This is a genomic window from Melissococcus plutonius ATCC 35311, from assembly GCF_000270185.1.
GTDB lineage: Bacteria > Bacillota > Bacilli > Lactobacillales > Enterococcaceae > Melissococcus > Melissococcus plutonius.
The window spans coordinates 118,821-131,067 of record NC_015517.1 but is presented as its reverse complement, the minus strand read 5'-3'; the positions used below and the strand labels follow the sequence as shown (position 1 = coordinate 131,067).

The following is a 12,247-nucleotide window of genomic DNA, read 5'->3' as shown; positions in this document are numbered from 1 at the left end:
GAAGGGATGAGAAAGAACAATCAAACAAACCAGCTTTCTTTTTGGCGAGTATTCAAAACAGGAGATCTGCCGATAAAAGCTTCCTATTTGATTATGGGAAGCACAAATTTTGCGAATAAACAAAAAATCAAAGGGCTGTTGTTCTTATTACTTCAGATCAGTTTCATTGCTTGGTTCATTTTTTATGGTTTTCAGGCTTTAAAGATGCTACAAACTTTAGGAACAAAGGCACAAAGTTGGGTTATGGATGATTCTTTAGGAATTGAGGTACAAGAAGCAGGCGATAATTCAATGCTGCTACTTCTATTTGGCATTGTTGCCATTATGATTTGTATGGCCTTTGTAGTTTTATATATTGTAAACTTGAGAAGCACTCGAAAAATTTTTCAGTTAAAGAAAGCAGGAAAAAAGATACCAAATTTAAGAGAAGATTTGAGTAGTTTATTAAATGAAAATTTCTATATTACTTTAATCAGTTTACCCTTTTTAGGTGTTCTATTATTTACTGTTTTACCATTAGTCTATATGACTTCTATTGCTTTTACGAGTTATGATCATAACCATTTACCGTCAAAAAACCTATTTCATTGTGTTGGATTTTCAAATTTTAATGAAATGATCCATGGTGATATTGCAGGTACTTTTTTTCCCATATTTATTTGGACAATCGTATGGGCAATTCTAGCGACGATTACTACATTTTTCTTTGGTATTTTATTAGCTTTATTAATCAATACGAAAGGAATAAAAGGTAAAAAGGTTTGGCGAACTATTTTTGTTATTACGATGGCTGTTCCACAATTTGTTAGTTTGTTAATTATGGCTAATTTATTCAATAATTCTGGACCGATTAATACTTTATTACAAAAATGGCAATGGATTACTCAACCAATTCCATTTTTAACAAATGGTATAATGGCGAAAATAACAATAATTATCGTTAATATGTGGGTAGGTATTCCAGTCACTATGCTTGTGACTACTAGTATTTTAACAAACTTGCCAAAAGATCAGATTGAAGCGGCAGAATTAGATGGTGCAACTAAAGTACAAATTTTTAAAAAGATTACTTTTCCACAAATTTTATTTGTAATGTTCCCAAGTCTCATTCAACAATTTATTATAAATATTAATAATTTTAATGTTATTTTTCTATTAACAGGTGGTCAACCTGCAAATAGTAATTATTACTCAGCAGGAGAGACAGATTTGTTAGTAACATGGTTGTATAAATTAACCGTAACAGTAGCAGATTATAATCTGGCATCTGTAATTGGCATCATTATCTTTATTCTTTCCGCAACTTTCTCATTACTTGCCTATACACGAAGCAATTCATTCAAAACAGAAGGAGTGTAAGCAAAATGAAAACAACGAAAAAAACGGGATTGATTTTTTGCTACGGACTTTTAACACTCCTGGCAATTGTGTGGTTATTTCCAATTGTTTGGATTATTGTGACAAGTTTTAGAGAAGAAGGAGGAACCTTTGTCACCTACTTTATTCCCAAACAGTGGACAATAAAGAACTATCAATTATTACTGACAAGTTCAACTTATCCTTTTGTACAATGGTTTATAAATACATTGATTGTGGCCAGTTTTAGTTGTCTCATTTCAACGTTAAGTACAATTGCAATTGCTTATTCGTTGAGTCGTTTACGTTTTAAAATGCGAAAGTCGTTTTTAAAAATAGCTTTAGTATTAAATATGTTTCCTGGATTTATGAGTATGATTGCTGTGTATTATATTTTAAAAGCGATGAATCTAACAGGAAGTTTGTTTGCATTGATTTTGGTTTATTCATCGGCTTCTGCCTTGGCATTTTATATTGCTAAAGGCTTCTTTGATACGATTCCTAAAACATTAGATGAATCTGCCATGATGGACGGCGCAAATCGGTATCAAATCTTTATCAGTATAACCTTGCCATTAAGTAAATCAATGATTGTTTATACCGCACTAACTACTTTTATGATTCCATGGATGGATTTTATCTTTGCAAAGATAATTTTAGGAGACAATGTAAATAAGTATACGGTTGCTATTGGTTTATTTACGATGCAAACAAAAGATAATATGAATAAGTATTTTATGGCCTTTACAGCTGGCTGTGTACTCATTGCTGTTCCAATCACTTTGTTATTTATCTTTATACAAAAATACTATGTAGAAGGAATTACAAGTGGATCTGTTAAGGAATAAAGAGGAATATAACTAACTTTTTCTTTAAATCAAGTCATTTTATGAAGAGAATGGTATATAAATTGTATTAACTGAAATTAGTTGTAAAGTTAAGTTAGACAAAAATATCTTATCTAATAATTAAAGTATTATACTATGTTGTTTTCTATGATTTTAGAATTTACATTCCAAAGAATGTAAATTTATTTTTTGTTTATTATATCTGTTAAGTGATTATTATTTTCTATAAAATACAATTTTGATAAAACATTATTTTAATGATTATCCAACATCTTTAACTCTTCTAGCCAGCGTCTTAAAATTTATTTGTTTTCATTGTCAATAAATATTCTTTTTTAACCCACTTTTCACTAGTCTGTGTTTTACTAGATGTTAATAATATTTTTACATTATGGCGAGTTATATTGCTATTATTTATGACTCAAAAAATTCACCTATGTTAGAATCAAAATATTTAGCCAAATTTATAACCTGTTTGAGAGCTATCTTTTAGTAATCTTAAAATAATGTATTATGAACAAATTTTTTGCAACATAATTTTTTCTTCATCTATATTGACATAATTATATTAATATTATATCTTCTACATATGAACATATATTTATATTTATATGTAGAAATGAGGAAAATCTATGTCAAAAAAGATATTTAAAACATTATCTGATTTTTTGGGAACCCACTTTATCTATACTTATGATAACGGTTGGGAATATGAATGGTATGCTAAGAATGATCATACTGTTGATTATAGAATACATGGTGGCATGGTTGCTGGTCGTTGGGTAACAGATCAACAAGCAGATATCGTTATGCTTACAGAAGGTATTTATAAAGTAGCTTGGACGGAACCCACTGGAACTGATGTAGTATTAGATTTTGTTCCTAATGAAAATAAGCTTAACGGCACAATCTTCTTTCCAAAGTGGGTGCAGGATCACCCTGAAATTACGGTTACCTACCAAAATGAACACATCGACCTAATGGAAGAATCTCGTGAAAAATATGAGACTTATCCTAAGTTAATGGTGCCTGAATTTGCAACAATTACCTACATTGGAAATGCTGGCCTAAATAATGACGACGTCATTAGTGAAGCTCCCTATAAAGAATTGCCCGATGATATCCGCAATGGTAGATATTTCGATCAGGAATATAAAAGAATAAACAGATGTTGATTTAAATAATTTATTTTTATAATAAATTTAATTTTAAGTATTCTTATAATTAACAAAAAAATATATCAAAGCTAAGGTAGTATTTATACTAAGCAAAGAAATTAGAAACATATATCAACAATGAAGGAATATAGACAACTATACAGCATTTTTTGAATTGAAATAAATTTTTAGAGACAGCAGGATCAAAATAGAATTTACCTAATATACTAACTTGATAAAGGGAGAATGCCTCTCCCTTTTTTATTTGGATGAGTTTTTCTGATATATTTTTATATTTATTATTTTTATTTGGAAATAAAATGTTGACAATAAGTTTATATTTATTTATTATATGAGTTAATTCAAGGAAACATTTTATAATAGCAAAAGACGATACTAAAAATGATAATTTCTCAGATTATTAATTTTTTAATTAAAAATTTTATCCATCTTTATCAATTAAAATTTTTAATCAATAAAGATGGATAACTAATAAATAAAAAAGAAATACTGTATAGAAATTATTTACTTGTTATTTCAATGGATGACTTGGACTACAGAAAAAGTTATTAATCATTTAAATATAATAAATATATAGGAGAAAATATGAAAAAAAAATTTTTAGCAACATGTTTAAAAATTGAGTAGTTACATTTCTATTTATAAATATTCATAAGGGAAGAAGAAATTTGAAGAATAAATTGCTAATCATTTTTGTACCCCTGACTTGTTTTATATTTTGTTTTTTTATGATTAATATACAAGAGAGCTATGCTGACCCTATTACACAACTACCAAATTTTCAATATAGTGGAACAATGTTGCCGGAAAGCAAAGATATATTTAACTTTAGATATGGAAAAAATACCTATTTTAAAAAATTGTCTGGAGAAGTTTTAAATGGTGAAAAACTATATGTAAATAAAACTCCTAGTGAAGCTCAAGCAATGATTTATCATATCGGTTATTATCAAGGAAAGAATATAAATGTAAAGATAACGTTAACAGGAAGAGCCGGAGGTCTATATATTAATAAAAAAGATTTTTTAAATATAGACTTGGATATAGGTGGTTGGATTACAATAAAATTCGAATTTTTTGATCAAGCTAACAATCCTGTTTCTATTCCTTTAACTACAAATTGGAATAAAATTAATAAGCAAGTGAGTTTAAAAATAGGAAAAGATAAAATTAGATATTTAATTGCAGATCCTACAAATCAGTTTACATATAAGGAAGAATCAAATGGCGAACTAACACTACAAAACAATGTTACTTCTGCTGTTGATACTGGGATAAATAGTTCTTTGCAATGTATTTTATATCCAACAACCGAAGTATCCTTTAATTTTAATCATAAACAAGGCTATAACTCTTATATTAAGTATAATTATGAAAATTTAAATGCTTCAATGCTTTCAAATGCTTATGGGCTAGATGAGAGGTTTGATACATTTAATTCAAATGACCTGACTCTTACAGCAGTTCAAGATATCAGTAATAACATAGCAGATGAATCAAATGCATCAAATGGAAAGCTCAATGCTTTGGCTACCAATTTTAGAAAAGAGATAGATAGTTTACCGTTTTCACAATATAAAATTGATGGGTTTCAGGTGTTAGATTCAGATGGGAATAATCTTACGGATTTATTCAGTCTATCTGTTAAGGATGAAAATGACATAATATTAATAGCGAGGAATCCTAAAGATAATCGATTATATAATACGGCATTAATGTATTTAGTGAAATCAAAATGGATAGGTTCAGAGGAAAAACCAGTAGATCCTGGGAGGATAGATAACAATGGCTATTTAAAAGTACCGTTTGAAGTACAAACAACTTCTATACCAAACAACACATTTATTAGTAAGGGACAATCTTCAATTTTTTATAAAGGAAATATTAATATTAATTTTGTTGATATAGATAATCCAGAAAAAATTTTGAGAGATCCCTTAACCATTCCAAGTATTTTAACTCTGTCTTTTGATTTATCAAAGGAATATCCTGATATTCCAAACTATCAACCTGTTTTCACTCCTTCTAACGATTCTGAAAACAACGATAAAGGAATATTATTAGAGAAGACAAAAGAAATTACACATCAATATTTACGTAAAAATAACATTCATTTTGAAATACTTAATAAAGATTCCCTCACTATAAATCAAGGAACACAAACAGAGGTAACAATGAATTTTTCTGTTTCTTTAGAACTATCTGATGCATATGATTTATATGGAGAATATAATGGAAAGAGACAGTTAATTCATCATTATACAACTAGTAATGGAAAAAAAGATTCACTAACATTTAATATTCCAAAAGAGTGGATAGGCAAAAAAGTAATCTTTTATGTTGTTTCAAATCATTACAATACAGAAAGCAATAAAGAAGAACGACAAATTATTGCAAGAGAACCCGAGCTGAGAGTACCCCCTATTTTTTCTTTTGGTGAAACAGAAATTAAGAACGAGAAATACGGCATTCTACTTCCCGATGCGCTAAAAAATGAGATTAAAGTCATTGATGATGCTCAGGTAAAATGGAAAATTAATATTAAAGAAATGCTACCTTTTTCTGCAAAAAACGAGGAACAATTATTAGAAAGAATTCATTTTACAATTAAAGGAAAAGAGTATATTCTGAATCAGGAAGATCAAACCATTTTGACGGGTGAGACCTCTACCCAATTAGATAAAAATGATAGTATTTTTATCATTATCACACCAGCAGATAAACCAGGGAAATATCAAGGAATACTTGAATGGACACTGTTGAATGGACCAAGTTAATTCTAAATAAACTTTATTTTTTCTATTTTAAAACAAATTTGTTGAATAAAATAAAAAATAATAAGAATTAAATACTAACAAATGAAATAATTTAGCTTTTTTGTTTTTTGTATGTTTATTATTGATTGCCTCAATCAATTTGATTGTTAAATTGATTAAAAGAGCAATAAAAAATAACCGTCTTATCTTTAGCAGGATAACGGTTATTTTTTATGAATCCAACTTTATAAGCCGTTGTCTTAAAGGTGCTATTGGGATTGTATAGATAATTGAAATTTAACACTATTGGTAGAAAAAGATTCATTAAAAGAAACTAGCTAGTTACATAAAAAATATTAATTATTAGAAATGAAAATAGGAAATGAACTATTGAATTAGAAAAAATTAAAAAAACAAGAAATTATTAAAGCATATATTTCTCATTAAATAACTGCCTTGAGTAAATGAAAAGAATATAGTATATTGTATAAGAATAAAAAAGTAATCATAAATAATGATGAACGATAGTTGATAGATCTGTATAAATATAAAATAATTAATAATGAATATACAAATTATTGTCAGATAATTATAAAAATTTATTGAGGGAGTTGAAGAAATATGGAAATTGAATGGGGAAGTTTATCCGAATGGGTAGCAGGAATTTCAAAAGTAATCTCTGTTGCTGGTGCAATCATTTATCCAATTATCCAAGCAAAAAAAAATAGAGAAAAGGCAATACAAAAAATAATTAGAATTGAATGGCGATTAGCAAGCTATATAGTAAAAGAGCAACACGAGCATCCAGAAATAGATATAAAAGAACTTTATAGTTATCAAGAATTTATGAAGAATTATTCAAGAACAATGCTTATTGGTGAGGATGACCAATTACTTGATTTAACACGAAAATTAAAAGAACTATTAGTAAAACTGGCGGATAAAAATTGTTCATCAACCTCCTATTATTTATAGAATCAGTTAAGAATAAACATAAAAAACAAAAAATTAAGATTTAGCCAAAAATTCGTTTTTTCATTTCTTTTCCTGCATCAGTTCCAGCAACACCGCCTAGACCGGTTTCTCGTAAACTTGCAGGTAGGGTAGCACCAATTTCACCCATGGCAGAAACGACTTGGTCTGCTGGAATTTTATTTTTGATATCTGCAAGAGCCATATCAGCAGCAATCAATGCATTGCCAGCACCAATAGCATTTCTGTTAATGCAAGGTATCTCTACTAAACCAGCTACCGGATCACAAACTAAACCTAAAAGGTTTTGCATAGCAATAGAGAAAGCTTCAGCAGATTGGCGAGGTGTGCCTCCTGCCACTTCAACAGCAGCAGCAGCGGCCATTGCTGATGCACTACCGACTTCAGCTTGGCATCCACCAGTAGCACCTGCAATACAGTCATTATTAGCAACCACAATACCAAATAAACCGGCAGCAAATAAAAATCGAATCATTTGTTCTTTTGATAAATCAAGCGTTTCGTTAATCGTAAATAATACTCCAGGTAAAGTACCAGCAGCACCAGCTGTTGGAGTGGCACAAATGACGCCCATAGCAGCATTAACTTCATTTGTACCAATTGCTGCTTGAATCCCCTTCATCATTAATTCACCGGATAAAGGTTGGTGATTTTCTCTATAATTTTTTAATTTAATAGCATCTCCACCGGTCAAACTAGTAGAAGAAAACACACCTTCTCCTTCTTGTGAACGTTTAACAGCATTTTCCATTGTTTGTAAATTTTGTTCCATGATGTTCCACACATCATCAAAGCTCATTTGAGATTGTTCCATTTACTGTTCAATCATTAAATCGGATAAAGATTTTCCAGTTTTTTCTGCTGCTGTTATAAATTCTTCTATTGATAAATACATAATTTTCTCTCCTAATAATAACAAAATTATAATAAAATAATTCTTGTTTCCTTATCAAAATTAACTAGTTCATTTGCAATAGCTGGCAATGGACGTGAGTCTAAATCAAATTCATATAAGTAATCCTGATCATTTTCAAGTTTTACAATTTTATTTATTTTAATATTGTTTTCTTTCAAAATATTCTCAATACCAATTTTTGTGTTCTCATTTTTTGTCAAGGTTAACAAAATAGGTAAAGTACCTTGTGGTTCAATAATAAATCCATCAATTTCAATATATTTGATTTCAATAGTACCTCCACCTAAAGATATGCCAGTCACATGAATACTATGTGTATCATCTTCTAAATATAGACAGGCTGTATTTGCATGATGAACAGAACTATCTCCTTCCATTTCTATAAATTCAATAGAAATACCTTCAGATTCAGCAAGTTCAATGGCTTGCGGTACACGTGAATCGTTTGTAGCAAAACCTAAAATACCTGCAATAATAGCATAATCAGTCCCATGTCCCTTATGGGTTTCAGCAAAAGATTCATAATATTTGCAAATAATCTTTTTAGGTGTTTTGCCAAATAATTTTCTAGCAACTTGACCAATAGAGACAGCTCCTGCTGTATGTGAACTTGATGGACCAATCATAATAGGTCCAATGATATCAAAACAACTTTTATAGTTTAATACTTTTTGTTTTTTTCTAGAATTTTTAATATTTTCTACCATGCTAAACATGTCCTTTTACTATTTATTTTAAGAAATTTGTGTATCTTTTCTAAGATCATTAACCGTTACAAGTTTAAAGTTTTTGAAGACTATAGAACCAATAAAACCAATTACCAAACTGCAAATAACAATACATGCAACAGTAATTAAAGCTTTGTTAATTGGGTTATTTCCTAAAACAACCAATAATCCAGCCCAAGGTGTTGCCATACCAGTTACAGGAACTTTTAAACCAAAGTAAGTAACAATCATTCCATTAATTGCACCAGCAACTGCATTGGTACCAAAAATTGGAATAGGATTTGAACTAATAATGTCTATTTGAGTAAGAGGCTCAATTGTAACAGCCAAAGCAGTTGATTTATCACCAAAAGGTAATCTATTAAATAGCATGAAATTCAAAATAGAATTACCAAAACAACCAAAAGCACCAATCGCCATAGGAACACCTGTTAATCCAATAAGAGCTGTTAATACCATTGAGCTTAATGGTGTCATACCAACAATCGGAATAATAACACCTAAAAGTGCTCCCATGAAATATGGATTTGCTCCAATTGCAGATAGGATAGAGTTTCCAATGATTTGTAGTATACCCATTACAAATGGTTGGATGATATCAGCAACAAAGTAAGTAGAGAGTGGGATAACTAAGATGATAACAATCAAATCAATTCCTTCAGGAATATATTTTTGAAGTTGTTTTAGGACGAAAGATAACAAGTATGCTGCAACAAAAGCGGGTAAAAGTTTAAAATTAATTAAAGAAACACCCATAATTACAGAAAATACTGGACTAATACCAAATGCTAATGGGACTAACGTTCCAGCTGCTAAACCGCCTAAACCTCCCATAGTTTCACCTATTTTAGCAACATACTGTATGTGAAATACATCACCGATCGCATAATGTAGGAAAGCTTCAGGTAAAAAAGTTGAACATGCAGCACCTGATAAAGCAGATAAAGCCTTACGTCCATTTGGCGCATAAAACGCAAACAGAAACATAACTAAAATAACTAATAATAACATGCCGACACCAAGTAAAATTTTCATAATTAACCTCCAAATTTTCACATTTATAAAAATGAATATACTAATTATAAATTTCACAAAAAAGTATATTCAGTTTTTAATAAAGAATATAATAACAAAAATATTGATCACTAATAATTTTATCACCGATATACATTGTACTAATTTTACTATCGTTGTCAATACATATTAAAAAATAGCTAAAAGCCTATGATATTTAAAATATTTTCCCAAAAAATAAAATGTTTATTTAAATAAACCTAAAGGTCCATTAAATAAACATTTATTAAAATTAAAAGATAATATTATGAATTTTTTTATATAAATTTTATTTTGTTTTTTAAATTTTAATCTAAATTGGAGCAGTTATGTAGATATTTTAGATAAAAGGATAAGTAGAAAGCCTTAAATAAATGCTTTCTACTTATTTTTTATTTAAGCACTGATTGACCACCCATATAAGGTTGCAATACTTCTGGAATAGTTACTGAGCCATCTTCATTTTGGTAATTTTCAATAATAGCAGCAACTGTTCTACCAACAGCTAATCCAGAGCCATTTAATGTATGTGCATATTTAATTTCTCCGTCTTTTGTTCTATAGCGGATCATTGCCCGTCTTGCTTGAAAGTCAACACAATTAGAACAAGAACTGATTTCACGATAAGTATTTTGTGCCGGCATCCAAACTTCAATATCATAAGTTTTTGCAGCAGAGAAGCCCATATCCCCGGTACATAATACAATCGTTCGATAAGGCAATTCTAATTTTTCAAGTATTTCTTCACCTGCCCGTGTTAGGCTCTCCAATTCATCATAAGAAGTTTCTTCAGTAGTAAATTTAACCATTTCAACTTTATGGAATTGATGTAAACGAATTAACCCTCTTGTATCTTTACCAGCACTACCAGCTTCAGAACGGAAGCAAGGACTCATAGCAGTGAAATAAATAGGTAATTCATCCTCGCTTAAAATTTCGTTTGCATAATAATTTGTTAAAGGAACCTCAGCAGTAGGAATAAGTGTATAATCAGTATCAGCTACTTGAAAAACATCTTCCTTAAATTTAGGAAATTGTCCAGTACCAAACATAGACTTACTATTAACCATATAAGGAGTAATCATTTCTTGGAAGCCGTGTTCATTAATATGTGTATCTAACATAAAATTATAGATGGCTCTTTCTAAACGTGCACCTAAATTTTTATAATATAAAAATCTAGCACCTGTTACTTTTGCTCCACGTTGGAAATCAAGAATATCTAAAGCTTCACCAATTTCATAGTGTGCTTTGGGATGGAAGTCAAATTGTCTTGGTTTACTCCAACGTTTAACTTCTATATTATCATCTTCATCTTGGACAAAAGGTACAGTTTCATCTGGTAAATTTGGCAAATTTACTAAAATATCTGTATATTGTTTTTCAGTTAGAGATAATTCACCAGCTAATTCCTTAATATTTTTATTGATTTTACGAATATTTTCGATATTTTCTTCGGAAGATTGATTACTTTTCTTTAATTCTGCTACTTCGTCAGATAATTTGTTCCTTAGTTGTTTTTGTTCTTCTAATTTTGGTAGTATATTTCTACGTGTTTGATCTAATTCAAGTAAATGATCAATAGTAGATTTTTCAACACCACGTTGTTCAAATAAAACAATAAGATTATCATAATTTTTCCGTATTTTTTTAATATCTAACATTTTGTATCATCCTTTCTTAACTTCTAATAAAAAAAGCTTATCCAACTCCATGAATTAAAATTCATTGGAGCGGATAAGCTTAAATCCGCGGTACCACCCAAATTCAATAAAATTAGATAAACTAATTTAATATTGCACTCAATTATGTAGATAACGGCAACTGACCGAAATAGATTATTTCTCTATTTTCTTATAGTAGAGTGGATTTCATTAAGTTATTTTACTAGTTTACATCAACTACTAGCTTTCTGAAAAAATAAACCTAATTACTTATCTCTAATGATTTACTATATTTCTCATTTATTAATTTCATTATATGCAAAAGAAATTACTCTGTCAATAACTTTATGTTAGTTATATTAATTTTTAATATTAATATATAATTTTTTGAACAAAAAACCATTTTAAATTTTAACTATAAATTAAATATCCATGCCTATTGGGTTAAAAATAATTTTCTCATTTCGTTTATTGTATGCATTAACAATATATAATGTAATAAATATTTACAAGAAAATACATAGAGAGATGATAAATAAAACTAAGCAATTATCAATAAGGTACTTACTATAGGTATATTAATGATAATTATTATTTTATAACCAAATCTTATGAATGAGGATATATCAATAGATAAAAAAATGCAAGTAATTTAGAGGGGAATGACTAAAAATAAGACTAGCAAAATAAACTGTAAAAAAAACATACATTTAATAAATGTCCTATTCCCTATAGGGAATAGGACATTTATTAAA

9 protein-coding genes and 1 other annotated feature are annotated in these 12,247 nt (G+C 29.0%); of the genes, 5 read left to right on the top strand and 4 right to left on the bottom strand.

Annotated features, from left to right (window positions below; genetic code table 11):
* Nucleotides 1-6: 6 nt before the first annotated feature.
* From MPTP_RS08820 to MPTP_RS08800, 5 genes are all read left to right on the top strand, one after another.
* Nucleotides 7-1,359: a carbohydrate ABC transporter permease gene (locus MPTP_RS08820; protein WP_013774767.1), complete on the top strand. Its 1,353-nt coding sequence runs from the start codon at nucleotides 7-9 to the stop codon at nucleotides 1,357-1,359.
* Nucleotides 1,360-1,364: 5 nt separating this feature from the next.
* Nucleotides 1,365-2,204 carry a sugar ABC transporter permease gene (locus MPTP_RS08815; RefSeq protein ID WP_013774768.1) on the top strand — a complete coding sequence of 280 codons (840 nt, stop codon included), beginning with the start codon at nucleotides 1,365-1,367 and terminating at the stop codon, nucleotides 2,202-2,204.
* A 632-nt stretch (nucleotides 2,205-2,836) separates the two neighbouring features.
* On the top strand, nucleotides 2,837-3,379 hold the full coding sequence (locus tag MPTP_RS08810; RefSeq protein ID WP_013774769.1) for a phenolic acid decarboxylase: 543 nt from the start codon (nucleotides 2,837-2,839) through the stop codon (nucleotides 3,377-3,379).
* Nucleotides 3,380-4,110: 731 nt separating this feature from the next.
* Nucleotides 4,111-6,159 carry a hypothetical protein gene (locus tag MPTP_RS08805; protein WP_231849684.1) on the top strand — a complete coding sequence of 683 codons (2,049 nt, stop codon included), beginning with the start codon at nucleotides 4,111-4,113 and terminating at the stop codon, nucleotides 6,157-6,159.
* A gap of 600 nt (nucleotides 6,160-6,759) precedes the next feature.
* On the top strand, nucleotides 6,760-7,113 hold the full coding sequence (locus MPTP_RS08800; RefSeq protein ID WP_013774771.1) for a hypothetical protein: 354 nt from the start codon (nucleotides 6,760-6,762) through the stop codon (nucleotides 7,111-7,113).
* A 40-nt stretch (nucleotides 7,114-7,153) separates the two neighbouring features.
* Here MPTP_RS08800 and sdaAA read toward each other — a convergent pair whose 3' ends face one another.
* From sdaAA to serS, 4 genes are all read right to left on the bottom strand, one after another.
* Nucleotides 7,154-7,945, bottom strand: a complete 792-nt coding sequence (gene sdaAA, locus MPTP_RS08795; protein ID WP_231849685.1) for an L-serine ammonia-lyase, iron-sulfur-dependent, subunit alpha — start codon at nucleotides 7,943-7,945, stop codon at nucleotides 7,154-7,156.
* A gap of 107 nt (nucleotides 7,946-8,052) precedes the next feature.
* Nucleotides 8,053-8,754: an L-serine ammonia-lyase, iron-sulfur-dependent subunit beta gene (sdaAB, locus tag MPTP_RS08790; protein WP_013774772.1), complete on the bottom strand. Its 702-nt coding sequence runs from the start codon at nucleotides 8,752-8,754 to the stop codon at nucleotides 8,053-8,055.
* A 27-nt stretch (nucleotides 8,755-8,781) separates the two neighbouring features.
* On the bottom strand, nucleotides 8,782-9,810 hold the full coding sequence (locus MPTP_RS08785; protein ID WP_013774773.1) for a PTS sugar transporter subunit IIC: 1,029 nt from the start codon (nucleotides 9,808-9,810) through the stop codon (nucleotides 8,782-8,784).
* Nucleotides 9,811-10,220: 410 nt separating this feature from the next.
* Nucleotides 10,221-11,492, bottom strand: coding sequence for a serine--tRNA ligase (gene serS, locus MPTP_RS08780; RefSeq protein WP_013774774.1), 1,272 nt, complete (start codon nucleotides 11,490-11,492; stop codon nucleotides 10,221-10,223).
* Between the two features lie 62 nt (nucleotides 11,493-11,554).
* Nucleotides 11,555-11,785: a binding site (T-box leader), on the bottom strand.
* Between the last annotated feature and the right edge of the window lie 462 nt (nucleotides 11,786-12,247).

Coding starts and splice junctions, on each gene's coding strand:
- serS (WP_013774774.1), bottom strand. CDS start 11,492: ATGTTAGATATTAAAAAAATACGGAAAAATTATGATAATCTTATTGTT.
- MPTP_RS08805 (WP_231849684.1), top strand. CDS start 4,111: ATGATTAATATACAAGAGAGCTATGCTGACCCTATTACACAACTACCA.
- MPTP_RS08820 (WP_013774767.1), top strand. CDS start 7: ATGAGAAAGAACAATCAAACAAACCAGCTTTCTTTTTGGCGAGTATTC.
- sdaAA (WP_231849685.1), bottom strand. CDS start 7,945: ATGGAACAATCTCAAATGAGCTTTGATGATGTGTGGAACATCATGGAA.
- MPTP_RS08810 (WP_013774769.1), top strand. CDS start 2,837: ATGTCAAAAAAGATATTTAAAACATTATCTGATTTTTTGGGAACCCAC.
- MPTP_RS08785 (WP_013774773.1), bottom strand. CDS start 9,810: ATGAAAATTTTACTTGGTGTCGGCATGTTATTATTAGTTATTTTAGTT.
- MPTP_RS08815 (WP_013774768.1), top strand. CDS start 1,365: ATGAAAACAACGAAAAAAACGGGATTGATTTTTTGCTACGGACTTTTA.
- MPTP_RS08800 (WP_013774771.1), top strand. CDS start 6,760: ATGGAAATTGAATGGGGAAGTTTATCCGAATGGGTAGCAGGAATTTCA.
- sdaAB (WP_013774772.1), bottom strand. CDS start 8,754: ATGGTAGAAAATATTAAAAATTCTAGAAAAAAACAAAAAGTATTAAAC.